This window comes from Candidatus Kuenenia sp., from assembly GCF_027493735.1.
In the GTDB taxonomy this organism is placed as follows: Bacteria; Planctomycetota; Brocadiia; order Brocadiales; family Brocadiaceae; genus Kuenenia; species Kuenenia stuttgartiensis_A.
In genome coordinates this window covers 36732-61445 of the sequence record NZ_JAOSKF010000002.1, presented here as the reverse complement: position 1 = coordinate 61445, position 24714 = coordinate 36732, and the positions used below count along the sequence as shown (strand labels likewise).

21 protein-coding genes are annotated in these 24714 nt (G+C 40.6%); 9 read left to right on the top strand and 12 right to left on the bottom strand.

Going from position 1 to position 24714, the window contains the following annotated elements; all coding sequences use genetic code 11:
* Positions 1-12 precede the first annotated feature (12 nt).
* Positions 13-1665, top strand: coding sequence for a DNA recombination protein RmuC (rmuC, locus tag M5U24_RS02030; protein WP_099323838.1), 1653 nt, complete (start codon positions 13-15; stop codon positions 1663-1665).
* Between the two features lie 203 nt (positions 1666-1868).
* Here the strand turns inward: rmuC and M5U24_RS02025 are convergent, their stop codons facing one another.
* From M5U24_RS02025 to radC, 6 genes are all read right to left on the bottom strand, one after another.
* Positions 1869-4445: a DNA gyrase/topoisomerase IV subunit A gene (locus M5U24_RS02025; RefSeq protein WP_099323839.1), complete on the bottom strand. Its 2577-nt coding sequence runs from the start codon at positions 4443-4445 to the stop codon at positions 1869-1871.
* Positions 4446-4449: 4 nt separating this feature from the next.
* Positions 4450-6291: a DNA topoisomerase IV subunit B gene (locus M5U24_RS02020; RefSeq protein WP_099323840.1), complete on the bottom strand. Its 1842-nt coding sequence runs from the start codon at positions 6289-6291 to the stop codon at positions 4450-4452.
* 176 nt (positions 6292-6467) lie between these two features.
* The gene (locus M5U24_RS02015) at positions 6468-7151 is read right to left on the bottom strand and encodes an NAD(P)H-hydrate epimerase (RefSeq protein WP_298201423.1); all 684 of its coding nucleotides are present in this window, start codon (positions 7149-7151) and stop codon (positions 6468-6470) included.
* Between the two features lies 1 nt (position 7152).
* Positions 7153-8571 (bottom strand): pyruvate kinase, encoded by a 1419-nt coding sequence (gene pyk, locus M5U24_RS02010; protein WP_099323842.1) that lies wholly within the window; start codon positions 8569-8571, stop codon positions 7153-7155.
* A gap of 155 nt (positions 8572-8726) precedes the next feature.
* Positions 8727-8966, bottom strand: coding sequence for a hypothetical protein (locus M5U24_RS02005; RefSeq protein WP_099323843.1), 240 nt, complete (start codon positions 8964-8966; stop codon positions 8727-8729).
* Positions 8967-9057: 91 nt separating this feature from the next.
* Complete coding sequence (radC, locus tag M5U24_RS02000) at positions 9058-9756, bottom strand: DNA repair protein RadC (protein ID WP_099323844.1); 699 nt, start codon at positions 9754-9756, stop codon at positions 9058-9060.
* A gap of 296 nt (positions 9757-10052) precedes the next feature.
* On the opposite strand from radC, the gene M5U24_RS01995 reads away from it, so the two are divergent.
* From M5U24_RS01995 to M5U24_RS01960, 8 genes are all read left to right on the top strand, one after another.
* Entirely contained in the window at positions 10053-10604 is a 552-nt protein-coding gene (locus M5U24_RS01995) for a DUF2284 domain-containing protein (RefSeq protein WP_099323845.1), read from the top strand.
* A 22-nt stretch (positions 10605-10626) separates the two neighbouring features.
* Entirely contained in the window at positions 10627-10938 is a 312-nt protein-coding gene (locus tag M5U24_RS01990; protein ID WP_099323846.1) for a phasin family protein, read from the top strand.
* 357 nt (positions 10939-11295) lie between these two features.
* Complete coding sequence (locus M5U24_RS01985) at positions 11296-12540, top strand: AarF/ABC1/UbiB kinase family protein (RefSeq protein ID WP_298201419.1); 1245 nt, start codon at positions 11296-11298, stop codon at positions 12538-12540.
* A 71-nt stretch (positions 12541-12611) separates the two neighbouring features.
* Positions 12612-12983: a hypothetical protein gene (locus M5U24_RS01980; protein WP_298201416.1), complete on the top strand. Its 372-nt coding sequence runs from the start codon at positions 12612-12614 to the stop codon at positions 12981-12983.
* Between the two features lie 35 nt (positions 12984-13018).
* Positions 13019-13906, top strand: coding sequence for a site-specific tyrosine recombinase XerD (gene xerD, locus M5U24_RS01975; RefSeq protein ID WP_157820318.1), 888 nt, complete (start codon positions 13019-13021; stop codon positions 13904-13906).
* Positions 13907-15012: 1106 nt separating this feature from the next.
* On the top strand, positions 15013-17718 hold the full coding sequence (locus M5U24_RS01970) for a carboxypeptidase-like regulatory domain-containing protein (protein WP_298201413.1): 2706 nt from the start codon (positions 15013-15015) through the stop codon (positions 17716-17718).
* 35 nt (positions 17719-17753) lie between these two features.
* A complete protein-coding gene (locus M5U24_RS01965; protein ID WP_298201411.1) occupies positions 17754-18095 on the top strand; it encodes a hypothetical protein in 342 nt (113 codons plus the stop codon).
* A 486-nt stretch (positions 18096-18581) separates the two neighbouring features.
* Positions 18582-18767 carry a hypothetical protein gene (locus tag M5U24_RS01960; protein ID WP_099323859.1) on the top strand — a complete coding sequence of 62 codons (186 nt, stop codon included), beginning with the start codon at positions 18582-18584 and terminating at the stop codon, positions 18765-18767.
* A gap of 372 nt (positions 18768-19139) precedes the next feature.
* On the opposite strand, the gene M5U24_RS01955 is transcribed toward M5U24_RS01960, so the two are convergent.
* The 6 genes from M5U24_RS01955 to M5U24_RS01930 form a co-directional block, all read right to left on the bottom strand.
* Positions 19140-19736, bottom strand: a complete 597-nt coding sequence (locus tag M5U24_RS01955; RefSeq protein ID WP_099323861.1) for a Fic family protein — start codon at positions 19734-19736, stop codon at positions 19140-19142.
* 114 nt (positions 19737-19850) lie between these two features.
* Entirely contained in the window at positions 19851-20387 is a 537-nt protein-coding gene (locus M5U24_RS01950; RefSeq protein ID WP_099323862.1) for a Fic/DOC family N-terminal domain-containing protein, read from the bottom strand.
* A 380-nt stretch (positions 20388-20767) separates the two neighbouring features.
* On the bottom strand, positions 20768-21334 hold the full coding sequence (locus M5U24_RS01945) for a hypothetical protein (protein ID WP_099323863.1): 567 nt from the start codon (positions 21332-21334) through the stop codon (positions 20768-20770).
* Between the two features lie 661 nt (positions 21335-21995).
* Entirely contained in the window at positions 21996-23027 is a 1032-nt protein-coding gene (locus tag M5U24_RS01940; protein ID WP_164995171.1) for an aldo/keto reductase, read from the bottom strand.
* Between the two features lie 716 nt (positions 23028-23743).
* Entirely contained in the window at positions 23744-24142 is a 399-nt protein-coding gene (locus M5U24_RS01935) for a hemerythrin domain-containing protein (RefSeq protein WP_099323866.1), read from the bottom strand.
* A gap of 161 nt (positions 24143-24303) precedes the next feature.
* The gene (locus tag M5U24_RS01930) at positions 24304-24702 is read right to left on the bottom strand and encodes a 4Fe-4S dicluster domain-containing protein (RefSeq protein ID WP_099323867.1); all 399 of its coding nucleotides are present in this window, start codon (positions 24700-24702) and stop codon (positions 24304-24306) included.
* Between the last annotated feature and the right edge of the window lie 12 nt (positions 24703-24714).

Here is a 24714-nt window from a genome sequence, read left to right as displayed (position 1 = left end):
TAAACAGACAAAATGGATATAATATCAATTTTAACCGGCCTAATAGCAGGGCTTTCAGTTTCCTACATCATTTTCTATTTGCTAAACAAGGCAAAAAGTGTTTCTAAAACAGCCTATGAAACATTAAATGCGAAATTCCATGAAACAAATACACAATGGAAGGTTTCAGAGGACAGGCTTTTAGTGCAACAACTGGAATATTCAAAATTGAATACAAAGTATGAATCAGCAGCAATAGAGCTTACAGGACTTCAATCCAAATCCTCTTCATTGGAAACAACAGTTAAAAACAATGAATTGAGAATTGCTGAACTTTCAAAGGTGATGGCAGAGCAAACGACCTTAAACACATCTCTGCAAAATGAAATCAATTCATTAAAGCAGAAAATCGCCGAAGGAAATGCAACTAATAATTCGTTGAAAGAAAATTTGAAATCTCAGAAAGAACTCAATCAAAAACAAGCAGACGCATTAGTCCAACTATCAGACAAAATAACGAAAATAACCGCCGAGAACAGCACACTGACTGCCAAAAATTCTGCACTAACGGAAAAACTATCGACTCAAAAAGAAGAGATCACTAAAATGCAGGAAACCTCTCATTTGCAATTTGAAAAGATGGCAAATCAAATTCTGGAAGAAAAATCCGGTAAATTTACCGAAACAAATAAAACAAACATTGAAGCTCTTTTAAAGCCGCTTGGTGAAAATATCGACAACTTCAAAAAGAAAGTTGAAGAAACGTATGACAAGGAGTCTAAGCAACGATTTTCACTTGAAGAGAAAGTCAAGGAATTAGTGGAACAAACAAATAAAGTAAGCAGTGAGGCTAATAATCTTGCGACGGCACTTAAAGGTCAGGCGAAAAAGCAGGGTAACTGGGGTGAAATGATTCTTGAAAGTATCTTGCAAAAATCAGGATTGGTAAAAGACAGAGAATACTTTTTACAACAGACAATAAAAGACGAAGGGGGAAACAGTTTAAGACCCGATGTCATGGTGAAACTTCCCGACAACAGAGTAATAATTATCGATTCAAAAGTATCATTAGTCTCTTACGACAGGTTTTCATCAGCAGAGACAACCGACGAACAAACAATTCATTTGGCTGAGCATTTGAAATCAATCTATGGGCACATAGACGATCTGCACGGAAAAAAATATGATGCCCTTGAGGGTTCATTAGACTTTACAATGATGTTTGTTCCTATTGAGCCTGCATATTTAATATCCATTCAAAAGGATCAAGACCTTTGGACATACGCTTATGAAAAAAGGATACTACTCATTAGTCCAACAAATTTAATTGCCTGCTTAAAGTTAATGGCTGATTTATGGAAAAGAGAGATGCAAAGTAAAAACGCAATGGAAATAGTAAGAAGAGGGGATTTACTCTATGAAAAATTTGTAACATTCGTTTCAACTCTGGAAGATGTTGGAAAACATATTAATAAATCCCAACAATCATACAATGCAGCCATTGGACAACTCAATAGTGGAAGCGGCAATTTAATTGGACAAGCATTAAAACTCAAAAATCTGGGATTAAAATCAAATAAAGAAATTCCGGCAGCTATGTTGCCGACAGACTTTGAACCGGAACAAAACAAGCACGAAATAATAACTGCGAAATCCGAAACAACTTCTAATGACAAAATTATTTGAAATTCTAAACGCGCGTAACAATTTAGTATTTTGGAAAATTCCAACAATGTAGTGAGACGAGGTTAGTCGCACTACAAATTTTGTACTTCGTATTGTTGCCTGCCTGTATGTGGTCGCACGCAGACAGGAAGTTTTGGATTTGTTTTGAATTTTATGCTTTGTAATTAGAATTTGCTTCGGATTTTGTGTTTCGGATTTCACAATTACCGCGGCCCTCTATCATTAAACAGCTTCAATTGATGGTAGTCTTCTTTTGCGTCATGGTCCGGTTCTGGTTTTCCGTTCTCAACCATCTTAACGTCGATTACCTCATAACTGCTCAACCGATTGCCTCTTGCCTTCCATCCTTTGACATCCACAAGGTTATTCAAAGACGCAACTTCACTTCGTTTTTCTTTTTTACGTCCGAAAACGCTGTGTATCTCTGCTTTAGGGTCTGCATCCGTTGTGACAACTGCCGGAAAACTACCTTCACTTTCTCCAATGAATGAGAAGACACGGCCAACAACATCTGATTCTGTTTTAAAGCGTTTTATGTAGTAATTTTTTGATTCTCCGTCAAAATACACCGCGGTAATAATGGTTTCAGGGTTATATTTTTCAAGTATGTCAATTTTTTCATTATCATAATGATTTGTCAGTTCAAAGGTCGTCAACTCCAATGCGCCATCCTTGTATATCACCAGTATCCTGTCTTCCCCTTCAAATTTGCCCAAATATTTCCCACGGTTTTCACTATTAAGCCTTCCAACCGTCTCGTCATACCAGATATCAATCCCGCCGAGGGTAGAAGTTCCGGCTTTTTTATGAAGTATCTTGCGAACCGGATATTTTGTAAGCCTGTTCCCGATAGAAGCACGTCCCTTCACGGCAAGACCGGCAAAGTCATAGTCAAATGTCAGTTTGCGGGCAGCGCTTTTCGTGCTGAGTGCCACCGTTACTTCCTCTGATTCGCTGTTTGGGTTTGCGCTGAAATAAAGTACCTTTGAGCCTTTTTTCCCCTGCGACAGGTTGTAGGATTTATCGTACGTAATGGAAGTGACTGCAAAACGTTTCACATAAACGGGACCGTCTTTTCCATCCTGATATATCATGTGGTATATCATGCGTGCGTCGTTTTTTTTCCATACCTGGGCATGTATAATATCTTTTCCGACAAATGCTTTTTCCGATACCCGTGTAACCATAAAGGTACAGTCCGACAGGAAAACAATGATGTCGTCAATATCAGAACAATCGCCAATGTACTCTTCTTTCCTGAGGCCATAGCCTATAAAACCATCCATCCTGTTAATATACAGTTTTTGATTGGCCTGGGCAACCTGTGCAACATGAATAGTTTCAAAGTTGCGGATTTGTGTTTTTCTTTCCCGACCCTTTCCGTATTTTTTAATCAGATTTTCAAACCAGGCAATAGCGTACTCGGTAAGATGCTTTAAATCATATTCAACCTGTTTGATTTCGACTTCCAGTGCCTTAATAGCCTCGTTGGCCTTAAAGGAATCGAAGCGGGAAATGCGTTTAATTTTTATTTCGGTGAGACTGACGATATCTTCCTCATTTATTTCACGTTGAAAATGTTTTTTATAAGGCATCAAACCTTTATCAATGGCGGCAATCACCCCTTCCCATGTTTCACATTCTTCGATATCCCTGTAAATGCGCTTCTCAATAAATATTTTCTCCAGTGAAGAAAAATGCCATGCTTCCCGCAGTTCGCCAAGTTTAATCTCCAGCTCGCGTTTCAAAAGACCTACGGTGTGTTTTGCAGATATTTTCAGGATTTCATTCACACCGAGAAACCTTGGTTTTTCATCTATAATGACGCATGCGTTGGGCGATATGGATATTTCACAATCAGTAAAGGCGTACAGTGCGTCAATAGTGACATCGGGAGAGACATTTGGCGGGAGTTCAACAACTATCTCCACATCCTTTGCGGTATTGTCCACCACTCTTTTGATTTTTATCTTGCCGTTTTCATTTGCTTTTACGATGGAATCCATAACGTTAGCCGTGGTAGTCGTGTAAGGAATACTGCGGATAACCAGGGTTTTCTTCTCCAATATCTCTATTTTTGCCCGAACGTTGATTCTGCCGCCGCGCAACCCTTCGTTATAATTGCTGAAGTCCGCCATACCTCCCGTGGGAAAGTCCGGCAGGAGATTTACTTCTTTCCCGCGCAGTGTGTCTATTGATGCTTCAAGCAATTCAATAAAATTGTGGGGCATAATCCTTGTAGCAAGACCTACGGCAATACCTTCAGCGCCTTGTGCCAGCAGCAACGGAAATTTCATGGGCAAAAGCACAGGCTCTTTCTTTCTGCCATCATATGAAAGCTGCCATTCGGTGGTTTGATTGTTAAAAGCCACTTCAAGGGCGAATTTTGAAAGACGCGCTTCGATATAACGAGGAGCGGCTGCGGAGTCACCCGTCGAAATATCGCCCCAGTTCCCCTGCGTCTCAATCAGAAGGTCTTTTTGTCCCAAATTAACCAGCGCTTCACCAATAGCGGCGTCTCCATGTGGATGGTACTGCATGGTATGGCCAATAATATTGGCTGCTTTATTAAAGCGTCCGTCGTCCATCTGTTTCATCGAATGTAAAATACGGCGCTGAACGGGCTTTAATCCGTCAAGCAACGCAGGAACTGCCCTTTCCAGGATTACATACGATGCGTATTCAAGAAACCAGTTGCTGTACATTTCCGAAACATGAAGCGCCTCATGGATGACGCCATTTGCTTCAGAAGAACTTTTAAACATTTTATTATTAACCATACTCTTAAGCTACATTCTTCTCAACGGACAGGTTCTCGATAATAAATGTTTGCCGGTCAGGGGTATTTTTCCCCATATAGTAGCTCAGCGTCTGAACAATTGAATCTTTTTGTCCAAGCACTAAAGGCTGCAGACGAATATTTTCGCCAATAAATTGTCCAAATTCATTTGGCGATATCTCTCCCAAGCCTTTAAAACGCGTTATTTCAGGATTTTTACCCATCTTATTCATCGCTGCGAGTTTCTCTTCCTCGTTATAACAATACATTGTCTCATTCTTATTGCGAACACGAAACAGCGGTGTTTCAAGTATATACACGTGCCCGTTCTTCACTAAATCGGAGAAAAACTGTAAAAAGAACGTCATCAATAGCAGGCGGATGTGCATCCCGTCAACATCTGCATCGGTGGCAATAATCACGTTATTGTAGCGCAGATTTTCAATACCGTCTTCAATATTCAAAGCGTGCTGGAGCAGATTAAATTCTTCGTTTTCGTAGACCACTTTTTTGGTTAATCCAAAGCAATTAAGCGGTTTGCCCCGCAAACTGAAGATGGCCTGAGTCTCCACATTGCGCGCTTTCGTAATTGAACCGCTCGCAGAATCCCCTTCTGTAATAAAGATAGAACTTTCGTAACGTTGTTCATTCTTTTCGCTATTGTAGTGTATACGGCAATCCCGCAATTTTTTGTTATGGAGATTGGCCTTCTTTGCCCTCTGATTTGCCAGTTTCTTTATGCCGGCGATTTCTTTGCGTTCCCGCTCAGACTGCAGGATACGCTTCAAAAGCTTTTCTGCAACATCATTATGCTTATGCAGATAATCGTCCAGTTCTTTTTTCACATAATCGTTAACAAATGCACGAATGGAAATGCCGTCCGGGCTGATATTAATCGAGCCTAGTTTTGTTTTCGTCTGCGATTCAAACACCGGCTCCTGTATGCGCACACTAATAGCGCCAACAATGGAAGCCCTGATGTCAGCGGCGTCGAAATCCTTTTTATAAAACTCGCGTACCGTCCTGACTATTGCTTCACGGAAAGCGGCCAGGTGAGTACCCCCCTGGGTTGTGTGCTGTCCGTTTACAAAGGAATAGTACTCTTCGCCATACTGGTCGGCATGGGTAAAAGCAAATTCAATATCCCTGTCGCGGGAATGGATAATCGGATACCGCAGGGTCTCCGGGTCAGTTTTCCGGGTAAGTAAATCAAAAAGACCATTTTCGGAATGAATTTTCCTTCCGTTAAAGTCAATGGTCAATCCGGCATTGAGGTAGGCATAATTCCAGATTTGATTCTCAAGAAAATCGGGAATAAAACGGTAATTTTTAAATATCTTCTCATCAGGAATAAATTGTATTAATGTCCCGTTTCGATGGCTGGTCTTTTCAACCGGGAAATCTTTCGTCATATTGCCACGGGAAAACTCAACGGATTTCGCATTGCCGTCACGTATAGATTGCACCATGAAATAACCTGATAATGCATTCACCGCTTTCGTACCAATGCCATTCAACCCTACTGATTTCTGAAATGCCTCAGAATCGTATTTACCACCGGTGTTAATTTTGGCGACACAGTCGAATACTTTCCCCAGCGGGATGCCGCGCCCATAATCGCGCACCGTCACCTCATGTTCACTGATTTTAATCTCTATTGTCTTTCCGAAACCCATCACATATTCATCAATAGAGTTATCAACCACTTCCTTCACCAGCACATAGATGCCGTCATCCATAGACGACCCATCGCCAAGTTTACCAATATACATCCCGGGACGAAGACGGATATGTTCCTTCCAGTCCAGCGATTTTATATGTTCTTCCGTGTATGCTGACTTCACCATGATAAATCCTTTAAAAAAATATGATTACTACTCTGCCGGTTTAAACAGATACGTTGGAGATTTACGATTTACGATTTGAATTTTGGGATTTGGGATTTTTTTAATCTGTGTAATCGTTCGACTGAGCTCTCGACGAAGTCTGTGAAATCTGTGGTTTCCTTTTTATTAATTCATGATTAACACATTTGCCTAAGCAATTCCCCGGGAATGCTTATATCGGTAACGACAACCTCTCCCGTATGATTTGGCCCTTCTCCCAGATAAAATCCCTTTTTGCACGCGGCAAAAGTTACCGTTTTTCCTGCCTTTATTGCAGCTCCCAATACATTGCCGGTATCACAATCTAAGCCGGATGGTATATCCACAGCTATGATTTTTTTCTTCAGTGTATTTATCCCACGAATCAATGTTGTAAACGGTTCACGCACCTCTCCGGACAATCCTGTGCCAAAGAGCGCATCAATGAGCATTGTAAAGCGTTTCAGATTATCAATGGCATCATTTACCGCCTGAAGATCAATATATTCTTTTACCGGTATCTTCATATTCAGAAGTATTCGCAGGTTTATACCGGCGTCGCTTTTCTTTGGAATATCCGTTGTTTTTGCAAAAATAAATACTTCAACCGGAATGCCTTTATTAGAAAGGTGTCTTGCTGCAACAAAACCATCCCCTCCGTTGTTGCCCTTGCCGCATACAATAGCAATTTTTTCTCTCTGCAGGTCACCGGTTTCTCTCACCACCTCCTCTGCCACAGTTCTGCCTGCATTTTCCATCAGGAGCATCCCGGGAATCTGATATTCCTCAATAGCTTTCCGGTCAAGTTCTCTCATTTCTTCACGGGTCAATGATTTCTTCATCTTAATACACCCTCAACAAATTCGTTGAACCAGGTATCCCTACCGGTACACCTCCGGTAATCGCAATGGTTTCATTTTCGCCAATGTATCCTGCTTGTTTTGCCGCCTCTATGCCCTTTTTCATCATATCATCGGTATTTTCCATTGATTCGGTAAGAATCGGTATAACACCCCACACCAATGCAAGCCTTCTGTAGGTGCATACCGAAGGAGTTACAGCAAGGATCTTCTGCCGCGGGCGATACTTTGAAATAAAACGAGCCGTACTTCCCGATTGGGTACAGGTGATAATCGTATTCATGTTTAATTCATTTGCGACCTGACACGTTGCTATGCTTATGGCGTCAGGAATAGTGGTACGGTTTTCCGGTATGCGAAATTTTTCGAATGTATTGCTTTGCGTTAAATCAGGCTCAATTTGTTTCGCAATCTTCGTTAGCATTAGCACCGCATCGGCAGGATAGCGCCCTATTGCCGACTCTTCTGAGAGCATTACCGCATCGCTTCCGTCAAGAATCGCATTTGCGACATCGGTCACCTCTGCCCGTGTGGGGCGATAGTTATTTACCATTGAAGCCAGCATTTGCGTTGCGGTAATCACTGGTTTGCCGTATCTGTTTGCAAGCCGGATAATCATTTTCTGAACGGAAGGAACTCTCTCCAGTGGTATTTCAACCCCAAGATCTCCCCGTGCAACCATAATTGCATCCGCAGTATTCACAATTTTTTCTATATTATCTACTGCCTCGTGCTTTTCAATTTTCGCGATAATTGGGATAGTTTTGCCTTTCTTCTGTATAAGGTCCCGCAATTCCGTTATATCCTCAGCGGTTTTTACAAAAGACATCGCTACGTAATCAACCCCTTGCTCTATTCCAAATTCCAGATCCTTTTTATCCTTTTCCGTTAATGAGGATACCGGCAAACTTCGTGCAGGAATATTAATTCCCTTTCGAGAGGTCAGTACCCCTCCCACAATTACCTTGCAATGAATATTTCTATCATCCTTTTGTATGACTTCTACTTCTATTTCTCCGTCACTTAACAGAAGGGTATCGCCTATAGATACATTCATGGGTAAATCTGAATAATTGATTGATATAACACGCTCATTCCCCACTATATTCCTGGTGGTAAGGGTAAATGTATCGTTTGTCTTCAAGGTAACCGCATCGCCGGAAAGCATCCCGATTCTTATCTTTGGCCCTGACAAATCCTGGAGCACGGCAACGGGTTGCATTAATTTTTCCGAAATGGCGCGAATATGGGAAATACACTCTTTGTGTTGGGATAGTTCGCCATGCGAAAAATTAAGACGTGCCACATTCATCCCGGCACATATTAACTGTTCAATCATAGCCGGAGAATTACTCGCCGGCCCAATGGTACATACTATTTTTGTTTTTCTGTAATTATTCATTTTTCACAATTGTCGAATTAGTTTAGTTTTTCAAAAACTAAAATGTTACCCAATTATCATATTTTACAATTAAATATTTTGACAAAAAGTGCAAGGAAATAACTTTTAAGTGGGTTGTAATTCTACATGTATTTCGGGCAAACGAAAATTGTTACTTAATCTCTAAATACAGGCCTCATATTTATTTTCAATATGCTATCTTCATCCTTTTTTTCTTTTTCCCGCTCGCTTTTTCTTGCTCTCGCCTTTTCAAGTTCTCTTTCAAGCATTTTTCCAAGTTCCTTTTCTTTTTCTAGCTCTTTTTGCAATTCCTGGATAATTAAGGACGATCGCATGTATTCGCAGATCAGACAAAAATTTATAAATAAGCTTATATAAAAAACAATATCTATCATTCCCTCTTCTTTCTCATCTATAATTAGTCATTTGTCATTAGTCTCTCGTCTCTCGTTAACCGCCGATTATAGATTGCCGACAAAAGAAGTCTTATGACACAACCCCTTTATCCCTCAAACTTACATAACATCCATTCCCTACAATAATATGATCCAGGACTTTTATACCTACAATATTGCCCACTTCCTGAAGCCTCTGTGTTATTTGTATATCTTCCTTGCTTGGTTCAGGGTCACCGGAAGGGTGGTTATGCACAAAAACTACCGATGCGGCAGATTCTTTAATAGCAGGGCTAAATACCTCCCGCGGATGCACAATGCTGAGTGTTAAACTCCCTATGGAAATAGTCAATTCTTTTATGATCCGGTTTTTATTGTCTAGTAATGTAATAAGAAAATATTCCTGCTTCTTTTCCCTCAACCTTTCGTGAAAATGATGGAAAATATCGCTGCTCTTTTTAAATTGTTGCGCCGTTTTTACCGGAATGGTAGAAAATCGTCTCGCAATGGCAAGCGAGGCCTTGATTTGCGCTGCACGGGCAGGGCCTATGCCTTTCACCTTGCATAGTTCACCTATTGAAATAGCACTTAATGCTCGAAAATCACCATAGTCAGAAAGAAGTTTCTTCGCTAAATCAATGGCGCTATATTCCTGCGTTCCATCGCGGATTATGATGCCTAAAAGCTCCGCATCGGTTAAATGTTCTTCACTGCCCTGGATTAGCCTTTCACGTGGGCGTTCGTTGAGAGGCAATTGTTTTATTGTAGGGCGTTTACTTTTTTCCTGCATTTTTTTGTAGACGATAACTTTTCAATTATTCCGGCCGGCAAAAATGAATGGACATGTATTTTAGCAACACTTTAGTTTTTTGAAAAACTCCAACAATCGTATTATCTTAAATGCGTTCACACCCAAATGGGCAAATGCTTCGCCTCTACTTTTTCAAAAAAACTAAAGTGTTACGTAATTCTAAGCGAAAAAATATTTAATTACAAAACAATGACGGTTTATAGTAAAATCAGTCTTGTTGTTTGTATATAACAACAACCATCACGCTTCGCAAGAACTATTTTTCAGGAGTTCCTATGCATAGTAACACAACATTTACCGCCATTGCCCACCGGCAACATAATGACGAACGGCACAATGTTTTAATAAAAGAAGCCTTGTCCCTCGGCTGCGAACAAGCCTTTTTTATACACCCCGATGTGATAAGCATTGCACGATGGGTTCAATTAAAATGTAAATACGGCTGCAGCGAATACAATAAAAAACTAACATGCCCCCCACATTCCCCTGCTTATGATGAAATGAAAGAAATTCTGAAAGAATACAGCAATGCATTGCTCTTGCATGGCCACCTGAGCTGGCAAATGAGATATATGATAACAAAAATTGAAGAAAAGGCTTTCTCCCTGGGATTTTACAAAGCTTTTGGACTAGGAGCAGGCCCATGCCAATTATGCGAACAATGCGATGCTGCTTCAACATGCATTCGCACGGAGGAAGCCAGGCCATCAATGGAAGCATGCGGCATTGATGTATATCAGACTGTAAGAAACCTTAATCTTAAAATAGAAACACTCACGAGTAAAACCGACGAAGTGAATATATATGGCCTGGTTTTGTTAGAATAAATTATAGGGAAGGGAGATTACTATGCTGTCAGAAATTATGAAAAAAGCAGTAAACCTTGGTTTTGGCGCAATGCTTGTAACGAAAGAAAATGCAAACGAACTCATTGAAGAAATGGTGCGAAAAGGCGAAATCCAAAAGGATGAAACCCTCGCGCAAGTAAAAGAAATACTGAAGAAAATCCTTCCCAGCAAAGAAGAGATTGAAACACGGACGGAAGAATTAGTAGAAAAAATACTCCACAAGCTTGACATACCGACACGGCACGAACTCCAGGAAATGCAAAAAAAACTTGAAGCTATTTTGAAAGAATTAGACATCAAGGAAAAGAAGTAAGGGACTTGGAATTTTCTATTCTATAGTAGCAGTCGGCAGATTTAGGACTGTGGACTAGGGTGGCAAGGACAAACCCTGTTTTTCAGTGTTGAACTCTCACTCCGTTGTCTATGAAGCATCCATTTTGAAATGTGGATATGCAACGACGGCAGGGGCGAAGCATTTGCCAGTTTGGCTATGAACGCATCTATGACAATTTGTAGCAAATGCTTCGCCCCTGCTTTTGCAATTACAAAGCATTGAGCAAATATTACGAAACCACAGACAAGCAAGGCTTTTCTGTGCCACCCATTACGGAATAATTGCTTTGTATCAATTTGACAAATCACAAACTGTAAACCTTTTGAGTATAACTTCATGCCAATCAGAAAAATCCGCCAAAAAATCAGAGACATTCACCGCCTGAACAAAATCATGAGGATTCTGGGCAAGCACGGGTTCGGCTTTGTTATTCAACGACTCCATCTGGAAAACTATGCCTTCGGCAAGGGCGTTATCAAAAACCGTTTCTTCAGATATTTTGCGGAAACACAGGAACCCCGCGCTGTTCGTCTTAGAAAGGTGCTGGAAGAACTTGGCCCTACTTTTATAAAATTTGGACAAATCTTAAGTGTCAGACCTGATTTAATCCCCTTGGATCTTTGCGAAGAACTGAGCAAATTGCAGGACCGGGTGCCGCCATTTCCTTATGAAGACGTCAAAAAACAGATAAAGGACTCTTTTGGGAAATTACCCGAAGAGTTATTTTCTTCATTTGATCCCGTGCCGTTCGCTGCTGCATCTTTGGGACAGGCACATAAAGCGCGGCTTCACACCGGTGAAAATGTGGTAATAAAGGTACAAAGGCCAAACCTCAACAAAATAATTACCACAGATATGGATATCCTTAACACGTTTGCCCAGCTCGCAGACCGGTATATGCAAGATATAAGGATTCTCAACCCGATCACCATTGTCGATGAATTTTCGAAGGTTATCACAAAAGAAATAGATTTTACCTACGAAGCGCACAATATGGATAAATTCCGGAAGAATTTTAAGGACAACAAAACCGTACATATCCCGAAAGTATATTGGGATTACACAAGGCCAATGGTGATGACTACTGAAGAAATACATGGGATACGGCTGAATGAGTATCTGCTTCAGCCGCACACTACTGAAGAAAAAAAAACCGTAGCGGTAAACGGGGCAAATGCAGTGCTTCAGCAAATATTCATAGACGGTTTCTTTCATGCAGACCCCCATCCTGGCAATATTTTTGTTCTTCCCAATAATGTTTCCGCCTTTATCGATTTCGGGATTGTGGGCAGGCTTGATGAAGAGACGCGCGATGCTATCATTACGCTGCTCATTGCAGTATCTAAAAAAAATATACCCGGCATTATCAAGGCTTTAGAGCTGTTAGGGGCAATTGATGAAGAAAATCCTATCCGCGATCTAAAGAATGATATCAGCGAATTTTTAGAACGATATTACGATATCCCGTTAAAACAAATAGAAGTCCCTGCAATGTTACACCAGACCCTCGATTTAATGACACGGCACAAACTAAAAATCCCCCCCAATTTCATCTTCTCTTTAAAACATTTGCCACCATAGACGGAGTTGCCAGACAATTAGACCCTGAATTCAATTCCATACTTCATACAAAACCATTCGTAGAAAAACTTGTGCATGAACGCTATGATCCAAGGCGCATATTCAAAGATATAGAGATGTATTCCAATGAATTGTTCGACATTTTAAAGTATATTCCAAAAGACGCCTTTGAAATCTTAAGGAAGATTAAAAAGGGAACTTTAAAAATAGAATTTGAACATCAGGGCCTTTCAAAATTTATCTCCGAAATGGACAAATCAAGCAACCGGGTTTCATTCAGTCTCGTTATTTCCGCCCTTATTATAGGCTCTTCCCTCATTATCATGGCCGATAAAGGACCGTTGGTGTATGGTTTTCCGGCACTGGGTATATTGGGGTTTGTATTTGCGGGTATCCTGGGAATGGGGTTGGCAGTAGGCATCCTGAAATCAGGCCGTTTGTAAATACTGTAGTATTTTTCAGAAGGATTTTTAGTGCCGTGGATGAACTTATTGATTCCTTTATAAACTATCTTCTTGTTGAATGTGGTTCAGCCATGAACACCATTCATGGCTACCAAAGCGACCTGCAGCTTTTTATAAAATTCTTATTAAGCAAAAATATTCATGATTTCAACACTATCCGTCCGAATATCATAACAAGCTTCATTATTTCTGAAAAACAACGGGGACAATCGGTAAATTCTATTAACCGTGCAATTGTTTCCATCCGCATGTTTTATAAATTCCTTATCCTTGAAGGAAAACTGCAAAAAAATCCCCTTGTATCCCTCGACAGTCCAAAACTATGGAAAAAATTACCTTATGTATTGCCGATACACAAAATCGAAGACCTCCTTTCCGCCGCAGACGTCAAAACAAAACTAGGCATCCGGAATAAAGCCATTCTCGAACTACTCTATGCTACCGGCGCAAGGGTATCCGAAGTAGCCACAATATCGCTGAACGGAATAAACCTGGAATATGGATATATAAAATGCAAGGGCAAAGGTTCCAAGGAACGAATCGTACCTCTTGGGAAAAAAGCGTCCATCGCCATACAGGAATATTTGACGACCGTAAGGCCGCAAATCAAAAACAGCCAGAACAGTCATTATTTATTCTTATCGAGGACGGGACGGCCATTACGGAGAGAAAACATCTGGCTTATTGTAAAAAATTGTGCATTAAAAGCGGGAATTACCGAAGCTATTTCTCCACATAAGTTAAGGCATTCATTTGCGACACATTTGCTGGAAAACGGGGCAGACTTACGGGCTGTCCAGGAAATGTTAGGCCATGTAAGCATCTCTACTACGCAAATATACACGCATGTTAACAAACAACATCTTAAAGCCATCCACCAAAAATTTCACCCGCGTGCTTAAACAAATTCGTATATAAGAAGCGTAGGGTGGATTAAGCGACAAGCGAATCCATCAAAATAACGGCAGCGAAAACGAACAAATACCAAAGACTTTACCAGCAACACGGTTGGTATTCCATTACGAAGGGGTGCATTCCTGATTTTTTATAACTTCCGCCATATTTTAATGATACGTTACAATAGTGTTAACCCTGACAGGGTTGTTTCGTCCTGAACCCATTAACGGTTACAAAAAATCAGGGAAATATAGGGACACTTCCCTTATTTTTCCAACAAGATCAAGCAAGTAATATGGGAAGTGTCCCCTAATTATCCCTTTAACTCCGCCATTTATGGCGGAGATTCGCATGGTTAAACATTGGCTTTAGCCATGATTTTTGCAAAGAATTAGTTCACGATTCTTTGTTCTCCAAACTGCATGTATCCATATTTTGACGAATGACATATTCCATTCATTCAGGGCTAAAGCCCTTTTGTTTTGGGTTCCTTCTGTCCCCAGCCTAAAGGCTGGGGTTAGGTCATTGGATTCTTTCTGTCCACAGCCCCAAGATTGTGGTTGGTTCATCGGACACTCCCTACATCCCAACCTCAGACTGAAGGCCGGAGGTTGTTTCCCTCGTCTCTCGCCCCTCGTGATGGGGGCATTCCTCATTTTTTGCAAAAAAACAATTAGTAGGGGCTAATAGTAACCCAAACTTCCCTATCTGCGTGCAACGCACAGGCAGGCAGCTTGAGTGTTAAATAGCACAAGCATCTTGCTTGTGATACAATGTGTGAAAATTTACAAAAGACAATTTGCCTGTCTGCGTATACCGTACTGGCAGGCCAACCTGAACCCGCAGGGAAAGCCTTCTTATGGGCGGCCCCACATTGCTTGTCCCGTGCGTGGTTGGCCTTTTTTAAATATTGACAATGGAATTGCGTTGTCTATAATGCACGCACTATTTTACCCTATAAACCTTTACATATTTAATAAGGGCAATACTTATGAAAAAAAGGAGCCATATTTTTACCTTTTCGATAGTGCTTTCATTGCTATTTTGTTTTGCTTTTCCTTTTAATTCTATATTAAAAAAATGGAAATTATAAATTTAGGAGACATTAAACATGAGAGATAAAAACAAAAGCTATTTAAGAGAGGGCATTATTACAGTAATTTTGCTTTCATTTATGTTTTTAGTAAACATTTTGCAGGTAAGAATAGCGTTGGGGATAGAAATAATAAGCGGAGGAACTGGTGCTCTAAGCCTTAGCAAGAGCGAAGCCTTTCTTAATGGTGATACTATAATAATAACCTTAATTGATAGCGATCTAAATGTATCAAGCTCCGCAGATACTGGTACTGTGAAATTAATATCATCAGATACAGGGAGTAGTGGCATAAATCTTACAATGACAGAGAACAACTCCAATTCAAGTACGTTCTTAGGAACATTTATTACAGCTTCCTCCACAAATCAGAACATTTCTCCTGTTCAAGTAAAAGCTATTGCCAACGGGACTATTGCGGTAGTGTATCAGGATGCAAGTCCTGCGGCTGACGTTACGGCAAATGTAAGCACCAAAAATTTTGGTGCTGTACTTGATATTACGGCAGATCATGTAGCGATTGGCGGAAATGCCGTTGTATCCTTGTATGACCCGGAAACAAATGCCTCGATATCTTATGCAAATGTTGCCAATGTAAACGTTAAATCCACTACGGATTCAACGGGCACTACATTGAGGTTGACTGAAACGGGTAACGATACGGGGTCATTCCTTGGAACGATTGCCGTAAGTGCCAGCGATACATTGGTAAATACCCGTATTAAATCAGCGGTTGGCGATACTATAACGGTTTCATTTACCGACAATCCTGATGCGGATGGTGCTATTAGCATAGTTTCCGATACCGCAGAGGTTGTTGAGGCGGGAACGATTGATTCTAGCGCACCCTCTGGTTCGATAGCTATAAACGATGGCGATATATATACAAAAACCACTTCTGTAACCCTGAATCTTTCTGCAACAGACAACACGGGAGTTACTGGCTATTATTTGTCAGCAAGCTCAACGACTCCGTCATCTTCTGATTCAAGTTGGATATCAGTATCATCGACCACCAGCTACAGCGCAAACGTCTCGTACACATTAAGCAACGGAGATGGTTCAAAGACGTTGTATGTGTGGTACAAAGACGCCGCAGGGAATGTTTCAAGTACTGCCAGTGATTCCATCACTTTAGATACCACTGCCCCAACGGTATCAATAACCAGCCCAACACCCGATGCTACCTATTCAACCACAAGCAGTACCATAAGCCTAGGCGGAAGCGCATCTGACAGCACCAGCGGGGTAAGCAGCGTTGTATGGTCAAATAGCTCTACAGGCAGCAGCGGAACTGCAAGCGGCACAACAAGCTGGTCTGTTTCAAATATAAATCTTTCTGAAGGGAGCAACTCCATAATGGTAACGGCAACTGATAATGCGGGAAATACGGCAACGGATTCAATTACTGTTACCTATTCCGAACCGCAACCCACTCCTTCGCCAATACCTATAATAAATCCTCCAACAGTGGAAACTGATTCGGCAACAAATGTTTCAACCGGCTCTGCCACATTAAACGGTACGGTAAACGCCAATAACTCATCTACTATCGTATGGTTTGAATACGGAACAACAAATGGTGTTTATTCCTTTTTGTCATCAACACAATCCGTTAACGGTACGGCTGATACGTCAATAAGCATTAGCATCAGCGGCCTGTCAGAAGGCACAATGTATTATTATCGTATTGCAGGACAAAACAGCGCAGGTACCAGCTATGGAGATGAAAAGAATTTTACGACTGAATCGTCCTGCATTGATGATTTCGAACCTAATGATGACTTCGACGTGGCATACGGACCCTTGGAGTCGGGGAAAAGTTATGAGGGGAAATTGTGCAGTTCTTCAGACAGGGATTATTTTAAGTTTGAGTTGAAAAATCCAGATGTACAGTTGATGCTTACTGTGCCAACTGATAATGATTATGACCTTTACCTGTATGATTCCTCGAAAAGTGAAATAAGCAACTCCGCAAATCCTAAAGGCACGGAAACGATTTCACACAACGACCTCGAAGCCGGTATGTATTATATACAGGTATCAGGTTACAGTGGATCATATAATACGGAAGATGTATATGTCCTTGTTGGTACATGGACGGCTGCAACAAGCACGACACCTGTACCAACCCCCGCCGAATTAGGCACTATATTTGGAAGTGTGGTTGATACGGATGGAAAGCCTGTTGCAAATGCAACTGTATTTACTGATAAAGGTGGATATTCGGCAAAAAACGGTTCTAATGGCATCTATCAATTGAACGATGTTGCGGAAGGGAGCTATTTACTGACCGCACTGGCGGAAGGCTACGGGTCAGTATCGCAGACAGTAACAGTTAAGGCAGGAGAAACAACGCAAGCTGATTTTACACTATTACGTGCGATAACACCTCCAACGCCTGTTCCTTCGCTTTCACCTTCATTTAGCCCGGTACCATCAACAACACCCACGCCGAGTACCTTAACAGGCAAAATATTCGGGTATGTTATGGATGAAATAGATAACCCTGTCAAAAAAGCAAAAGTAAGATGTAAGGGGAAAAACACAAAAGTAAAAGCAAATGCGACTACAACCAAGCAGGGCTATTTTGAATTTAACAATCTTAGCGCAGATTCTTACAAAATTACCGCTAAGAAAAAGGGTTTTAATAAATCAAAATATAACGTGAATCTTGAAGAAGGAGAGGAAAAGGAAATTGAGATTGTGCTGGAAGAAAAGTGATTATTTTTAAGAACAATTTAACAGGAGAATGAGAAATGTATAAGATATTTATTTGTTTAGTAGTACTTTTTGTTAGCACGACAACTCTTTTTGCCGATAGGGTTAAAATTAATGATAAAGGTATTGCAGATGTTGAGTTTGAACCGATTGAGGTTGGAGCAGGTAGTTTTGACTCACAAATATTTATAATTGGTAACATAGAGTCTGAAATTAAAGGTGTTATGGGATTTGCAGATATTGGTGGTGGTTATGGTAGTTATGAAAGACAATTACCTATTACATCTACGTATAATAACCCAGCACATTATTTTACTGTATCTTTGGCATACTCAGAATCAGACAAAGCAGTTATATGCATTCCGGGAATGCTGGAATAATTCAGAGGAGGATTATGAATTTCCAGAACTGTATTTTGAATTAAGGTGGCTGATATTAAAATAGAAAAGATTTGATATGGAAAAACGTGGTGGGTGACTATTACCCTTAAAACCAGCGGATAACAGTGAAAAATATTCCTATCTTTTAACGTTTTCGCGTTATAGCCTCTTAAACCCTGTCAAGATTACTATGAAAAAGTGTTAAAGAATACCAAGCCAGATAGAATAGAGCAGCCAAAATAGAGAGGACTTGTTCGGGAGATTAAACAGGGATTTATAATAGAGGTAAATGGATTTACCTGAATATTAATCAATTCCAACATATCCTTGTAATTAAAACGGTTAAATGTATAATCGTTTTGGGAAGAAACATCAAATTGTCAATAGATTAGGTTTGCCCCCCACGACCCACCGTAAAATATCTTGATACATTCAGTTCATTAATTTTCACAGATCTGATTTAAATAATCATACGAAAGGAGTGAAATGGTGACTACTCGATTTATAGTAGATGAATCAGGTAATAAAACATCTGTTATTTTGCCGCTTGAGGATTATGAAGAACTGTTAGAAGATATTCACGACCTGACAATTATAGCCGAGCGCAAAGATGAACCATCCATTAGTCTTGAAGAACTTAAAAAAAGGTTAAAAGCCGATGGGCTCTTATAAGATTGAGCCGAGGAGTTCGTTAGAACATGATCCGGGAAAAGTTGATAGACAATTTATTCCAAAGGTTCTTAATGTTATTGAAAGTCTCGCGGAGAATCCTTTTCCAGTTCAATCCGGAAAAATGAAAGGCTCTGAGTCAAGCTATCGTTTACGAGTTGGAGATTATCGTATAATTTATCAAGTCGATACTGATAATAAGAGGGTAATTATTTATCATGTTCGACATAGAAGGGATGCTTATAAGAGGTAAAACATTACTGACTCGAGAACGATATGTTGAAATACCAACCGAGACGACAGCAGAATTCAGGGGACACCATATTTAATTATTGACGCAGTAATTAAGTATGGTGTCCCCTGAATTTAATCACCCTACTTAAATAAATTCAAATATGGCTCAAAGAGGAAAAGGCGATAGCGGGTCTTGCCGCTTACCTCTTTCAAAATGCCTTGTTGCACAAACAGGTTAACCAGTCCATTAGCGGCTTTTGTGCTTAGGTTGCATATTTCCTCTGCCTGCTTTACATGGATAAAAGGCTCTTTGAACAGATATGAGAGCAAAACGAGCGCTGTATGGGCGCGTCTGCCTGCTGTATTACGTAAGGTGTTTTCTACATTTTCTTTTAATTTTAATATTTCCGAAAGTGTGTTGGATGCCTGCCGGGCTGTTTCATCCACACCTGTCAAAAAATACTTTAACCAGTGTATCAGGTCATTTTTTTCCCGCACACGGGTCAGGTTGTCGTAATACAGACTTTTATTTTTCTCAAAAAATACCGAGAGATAAAGAAGGGGCTGTTGCAATATTTTTTTGCTTACCAAATAGAGTGTGATCAGCAACCGGCCTATTCGTCCGTTGCCATCCAAAAAAGGGTGTATGGTTTCAAATTGATAATGAGCAATACCGATACGGATAAGTGCGGGTACGTGTATGTCTTCGTTGTGTAAAAAATTTTCGAGGTCACCCATTAATTCATTGACGTAAGGCACTGTAAATAAATAAAGGTATCAAGTAGATCAATTTCATGCTCTGGAAACATGCAATCAAGGCTTCAAAGTGAGACGTTAATTTATTTACAGCGCCTAAGTATACGCCGGCGGAATAAATACTGCATCATTCAAACTTGCTCCGCCAATCCAGTTTTGACTTTTGCGAAATGCACCTGGCATTTTATGTTTTCCTCTCACTCCTGGGAGGAGTCTCTCATGGGTTTTACAGAGCAGCCTGGATGAAAGCGGGAGTTTTTCCAAGTCTTTTATTGCATGTTTCATGGCCTCCGAATAGTTGCGTACTTCCAGCCAATCGTTCCGCCTTTCAGGGTTTATTTCCTCTTCCGGCAATAAAGCTTCGTCAATGTTGGTTTGCGTACCTTCAATCCGGCTTGAAATAACGGCCTCTTTGGTGACGTGTAATTGAATAAACAGGTCAATATTGGGCACCAGCCGTGCAAAGGAGTTAAGTTCGCCTAAGCTGATAGATGCTTTTTCCAGTAAAGTGCTGAGTTGGGCATCCTTCCACTGCCATTGATTATTGATAGGCTCTGGCACAAAATAGCTGTAGCCGGTACCTTTCTCAAAATGACCCGCTCTGAAGGATTCTATATCGAGTGTCTTTTTCATTATCACCTTAGGAAAGTAAATTTATTTTCAAATAAGTTTACTTTAACTTGAAAAAGTAAACTTATCAATATTTAAGTTTACTTTCCTTCCGGTAGTTTTATTTGGGATAAGTTGTTTTTTATCAAAGCATTAAGTGTAATTTCCTCATCAATCTGTTTTTAAGGCAATAAACCTTTCAGTAAAATTAAAATCATCTTCATCATCAGGCAAGCCGATGTATCTGCATTGTCTTTCGTATATCGCTTTCATTTTCGTTACTGGCAGATGTAAAGGGTTACAAAAAACCTGGAGTGTACCCGTGTCGAACCCAGGCAAGGTGATCCGGGGTTAGTTGTGCTGCCGCTACATTATTATCACTATTTTTATGGCGCCCTGAACCTTTACTTTAGATTATGCCGTCCACTTGCCGGGTCAAATTCCCGCTGGACATCATCTCTTTCCTGACGGCCAAGTCTGTTCCAAGTGGTTTTACTTCCCGGATGAGTAGTCGTATCAAACCCGTTCTGTGCGCTTATACCCACGAGATCGCTGATTATAAATCTATCGTGAAAGTTATCCCATATGAAGACATCAGCGAATAATCCTGCAGATAGCAATGAACTTGAAAGTGCGTGAAAACAACTTTTCCAATCGCTTTCAGGTAAAACTTGTCGAGAACGACCTGACCTTACATAACAAACCCTGTGAATTTCGATAGGTGGAGCAGGAGAGCGTCCTGCCATAGACGAAAAAACCCTTTGTAAATCTTGATACCGGGGTTTCGTAGGGTCAAGATGTGGATCAATAAACATCATCGAGTTGGCACACTTAAGTATAAGTTTAAAATTATCTATGTAAGAAGAGATGTAACGGGTGTATTCCCGATTTTTTGTAAAAAAGAAAGCCGTTGACTGATATTTTACTTGAATGTGTGTAAATTCATGGAGAGAGCATTCAAAATTATTCATTATAACGTGAACCCACCCCCTTACCCCTCCCAAGAGGGGACTCCAAGTATTCCCCTCTTGGGAAGACTAAAGGGTGGGTAATGAGTCCGCTTATGGCCATGAAAAATTGCTGCCAAAATTTACAAAAAATCGGGAATGCTCCCAACTTAATTGGTTGGAATAACCGTATTGGAGGCTTCAAAGAGGTAAAATAAAGGAGAATACCTGCGGTAAGGGGCTATGTTAGAGGCACAGCAAGAGGGTGGAAAAATCATATTAATACCAAAAACCCTCGTTAACAGTGCACCGGTACAAAAACTTACTGAACACGAACAAAATATCCTAGCTACAACAGCCGAGGATTAAACACCGCAGAAATACGGATGGCCGTTAAGGCTGGTCTTATTGACCATGATACAAGCGTACTGGTGGCACAAGAATTGGCAGAAGGGCGAAAGAGAGGCCGAAAAAGACATTACGGCAGAACGTGTTTCCGGGGCTGTATGATACTATTGAAGACACGCTAAAGGAATAGCGTTCTTATATTCCATGGCAAATAATATACGTTGGACACAGTGTTTTAAAAAAGATTTTCAGTTCCTTCCGGAGTATAAAAAAAATACCGGCTAACAAAACAATTGCAATTGCTCCAGTCGATCCTTCTTGTTGGCTATATCTTATGCTAATACCGTGGCTTCGCCGGATAAATACGCCATTTTTGGGAGGGGTGTTTGTAAAACTCCGTTTTGATACCACAAAACGGTTCTGTCCGTGCAAGCAGCATGGATTGGTCTTTTCCCGAGAGTTTTTCAAACTGTTGCGCATATGAAACATTTTCTTTAAGCTGTTCAATGCTGTCCATACCAGAAACCAACGTGCTTACCGACTGACTCCATGCATAATATAAGCATTCTTTTATGGTTGCCACTTTATCTTCCAGTAATACTCCATTTGCCGTTGTTTTCATTGCGAGGATTCCAATGTCATACTTTACGGCTTCCGGAATGACCAGTTTAATAAAACTCAAATAATGCGGATCTACAAGATTTATCGGCATCTGCACAGTTTCCAGGAGATGGTGGTATTTTTGAATGACATTCACCAGCGCTTCCGAATTCCGATGTCCGGTAACTCCCACATGGCGTATCTTTCCTTCTTTTTTGGCATTGATAGCCGCCTCAATAGCCCCGCCCTTGCTAAAAATGGATTCAACATCCTCCATCGTTTGCACGTCGTGAAATTGCCATAAATCAAGGCAATCAGTTTGTAATCGCCGGAGGCTTTCGTGCAATTCTTTTGAAGCGGCAACTCTGTCTCGTGCTCGCGTTTTTGTCATGATAAATGCCCCGTCACGCCTATCTTTGAGCGCTTTTCCAATTCTTATCTCGCTGTCACCATTATTGTAAGACCAGGCAGAATCAAAGAAATTAACGCCTTCATCCAGTGCGGCATGAATCATTCGGACGGCATAATGTTCATCTTTCATCCGACCGATGTGATATCCACCAACACAGAGCATGGAAACCATTCCTTCGGTTTTTCCCAAACGGCGTTTTGGCACACCTCCCCCTTTTCCAGCTTCTGAGGGAGAAGATACTTTTTCTCCGGGGAACATCGTATTTATACTTTCCGGAAAGTTCAAACCAAAGGCAACTGCAAAAGACCCTTTGAGAAAATTCCTGCGATTAGTAAGTTTATCGTTCTCAAGTGCCATTTTAAGAATTTTATAAAATATGTTTTCTGTATACATGGTTTTATTGGAGACACATCCCATTTATCAGTCTTCCCCGTGGCCTTAATTTAAATATCCTATCAAGTTTCCGCTCCATTTTCTTTATAAAACTTTGACTGCCAATGGAACGACCACTCCCTGTATGCGATTTGCTCCATCTTTTTCCCTCAACAATCGCAATCTCCTCCGGCGTGAGGTCGTGGAGATGTATATAAGGTATAACACCCCCCCGCCCCTTAAATCCCCTCTTTTTAGAGGAGATTTCTAACTTATTTGCTAAACTGCATGCGTACAAAGGTTATCGTTTTCCATACATCGGCTGCTGAAAGATTATGATCGCTGCCTGGTCCATAAGCATGGATGGGGGTATCCGGTATTCCATACTCTACTATACAGAAGATATCTCCATCTACTCTTTTCGAAAAAAAAACTCTTTGTTAAAAACCGGCATTGTGTACCCTTCCAGTATGGAACCGACTCCATCACTATTTTTCCCATGACACCTTGCACACTTCCCTGAAAAAATATACGTACCCCTCTCCAGTGATGATTTATCGCTCGCGGCAAATGGATTCCTTTTTACGAGGTATTCCTCCGGAGCTTTTCTAACCGGGTGTGACCCCCCGCAAATACCGTTACCGGCACTATCAATACAAATGAAATACGCACGGTTTTAACTGAGAAAATCAACGAACTCATCAATAACCTATCTTTTCAAGCTCCGGATAAAACGTTCCTTCCTCAAACGCTATCCTACCTGCAAGCGCACTTTTTATACCATCGAAGTCAGATACAAAATCACCGCTATCTACAGCATCAGGTGTTGAATATTTATTGAAGAATGGCAATAATGCATTTTCGGCAATCTTCCCGAGTTCGTCTATAAACGACTGTGCGGCTGATTTAAAAAATACATTGTCGGACTTCCCCATTGATTCTGTTATAACCTTATTTTCTTCTGCTACGTGTGCCAGTAAAGCATCCTTTAAGCTGTTAAGTGTATCCAACCTTTTTTGTCCACTCTGAGAATCAATTTGTCCCAATAAATCGATTGCTGCCTTGTGTGTAGCTTTAAAACTGTCTACAGTTGCCCCCATATGCCACTTCTCCTTTCTTTAATTTTACAAATATTTATCACGCTTGACTTGTAACTATTCAGCGTAAACGATACACGGCTCGTTCCCAAACCTTGTACTGAACATAGTGAAGTATCTGTTTGGGAACGCAGTTGTACTCTGATCTCCGGTAGTTTAATAAATTACGCTGAATAGTTACCCTCTGTTAATTCATAAACAGTTTTATTTAAGTTGATTTTCTTTGCAGCATTCACCTGAAGGTCATGTAATGCCCCGGCGTGTTCCTTCATATGCATCAGATGTGTTTCTAACATTTCCGGTGCAACTTCTTTTATTCGTTCAACAGTTGCTTCCTCACTGTATGCTTCAGATTCTTTTTCTTTGATTGTCAATGCACCTGTAGGGCAGGAGCCAAGACACGCCCCAAGACCGTCACAGTAAAATTCTTTTACAAGCTTTGCTTTGATGCCATCTTTAGTTTCAACAATTTGAATTGCCTGCTCCGGACAAGCGGGTATACAATTTCCACAGCCATCACACAATTCTTCAACAATCTGAATGATTTTCCTTTTTACCTTCATAAAAATATCCGT

Coding starts and splice junctions, on each gene's coding strand:
- rmuC (WP_099323838.1), top strand. CDS start 13: ATGGATATAATATCAATTTTAACCGGCCTAATAGCAGGGCTTTCAGTT.
- M5U24_RS02025 (WP_099323839.1), bottom strand. CDS start 4,445: ATGGTTAATAATAAAATGTTTAAAAGTTCTTCTGAAGCAAATGGCGTC.
- M5U24_RS02020 (WP_099323840.1), bottom strand. CDS start 6,291: ATGGTGAAGTCAGCATACACGGAAGAACATATAAAATCGCTGGACTGG.
- M5U24_RS02015 (WP_298201423.1), bottom strand. CDS start 7,151: ATGAAGAAATCATTGACCCGTGAAGAAATGAGAGAACTTGACCGGAAA.
- pyk (WP_099323842.1), bottom strand. CDS start 8,571: ATGAATAATTACAGAAAAACAAAAATAGTATGTACCATTGGGCCGGCG.
- M5U24_RS02005 (WP_099323843.1), bottom strand. CDS start 8,966: ATGATAGATATTGTTTTTTATATAAGCTTATTTATAAATTTTTGTCTG.
- radC (WP_099323844.1), bottom strand. CDS start 9,756: ATGCAGGAAAAAAGTAAACGCCCTACAATAAAACAATTGCCTCTCAAC.
- M5U24_RS01995 (WP_099323845.1), top strand. CDS start 10,053: ATGCATAGTAACACAACATTTACCGCCATTGCCCACCGGCAACATAAT.
- M5U24_RS01990 (WP_099323846.1), top strand. CDS start 10,627: ATGCTGTCAGAAATTATGAAAAAAGCAGTAAACCTTGGTTTTGGCGCA.
- M5U24_RS01985 (WP_298201419.1), top strand. CDS start 11,296: ATGCCAATCAGAAAAATCCGCCAAAAAATCAGAGACATTCACCGCCTG.
- M5U24_RS01970 (WP_298201413.1), top strand. CDS start 15,013: ATGAGAGATAAAAACAAAAGCTATTTAAGAGAGGGCATTATTACAGTA.
- M5U24_RS01965 (WP_298201411.1), top strand. CDS start 17,754: ATGTATAAGATATTTATTTGTTTAGTAGTACTTTTTGTTAGCACGACA.
- M5U24_RS01960 (WP_099323859.1), top strand. CDS start 18,582: ATGGTGACTACTCGATTTATAGTAGATGAATCAGGTAATAAAACATCT.
- M5U24_RS01955 (WP_099323861.1), bottom strand. CDS start 19,736: ATGGGTGACCTCGAAAATTTTTTACACAACGAAGACATACACGTACCC.
- M5U24_RS01950 (WP_099323862.1), bottom strand. CDS start 20,387: ATGAAAAAGACACTCGATATAGAATCCTTCAGAGCGGGTCATTTTGAG.
- M5U24_RS01945 (WP_099323863.1), bottom strand. CDS start 21,334: ATGAATAATTTTGAATGCTCTCTCCATGAATTTACACACATTCAAGTA.
- M5U24_RS01940 (WP_164995171.1), bottom strand. CDS start 23,027: ATGGCACTTGAGAACGATAAACTTACTAATCGCAGGAATTTTCTCAAA.
- M5U24_RS01935 (WP_099323866.1), bottom strand. CDS start 24,142: ATGGGGGCAACTGTAGACAGTTTTAAAGCTACACACAAGGCAGCAATC.
- M5U24_RS01930 (WP_099323867.1), bottom strand. CDS start 24,702: ATGAAGGTAAAAAGGAAAATCATTCAGATTGTTGAAGAATTGTGTGAT.